Below are 473 nucleotides of genomic sequence, written 5' to 3'. Positions count from 1 at the left end.
ATTTACCAATTTCGGCATCAGATAGAGCGCGATTCCAAGCGCAAGCAAGTAGTACTGGAGCATTTGCGGCCCAAATAACACCTGTTTGCCGATAGTTTGCGCCGATAGCTGCACGGTCTAAAGTGGGCCATCCGGCCGCCGATAAATCCGTGGCGTCTGTTCCTTTAGACGCCAGGGTATTAAGGAACACTGATGATAGAGCGGACTCTCGTCTCCCAACTATCTTAATAAGTTCGCCAACGGCATATGTGCCTGTGGCTTCTGGATTTGAGAGTGTCGAGTTATTGTTTCTGAAAAAAGCAGTTACTCGACCATTGTGCAAATTGTTCAGCCCGAACATCACCAGGGGTGCGTCGCTGGCGCTGGAACCAAACCCCATCGGGGTTATGCTGGCAGTTGTGATCGTGTTGGGAATACATACACATGCTATCGTGAAGGTTCCACCAGCAGGTGGGCTGCCAAGTACGTCATAC

At 50.5% G+C, this 473-nt stretch carries 1 protein-coding gene; it reads left to right on the top strand.

Going from position 1 to position 473, the window contains the following annotated elements:
• Nucleotides 1–254: 254 nt before the first annotated feature.
• A partial coding sequence (locus AC3DEV_RS16905; protein WP_488372853.1) for a hypothetical protein occupies nucleotides 255–473 on the top strand: 219 nt, incomplete at its 3' end.

It is taken from the genome of Dietzia sp. IBK-p2-15D (assembly GCF_057773105.1).
The sequence above is the reverse complement of the archived record's forward strand: the minus strand, read 5'-3'. Positions and strand labels throughout refer to the sequence as shown.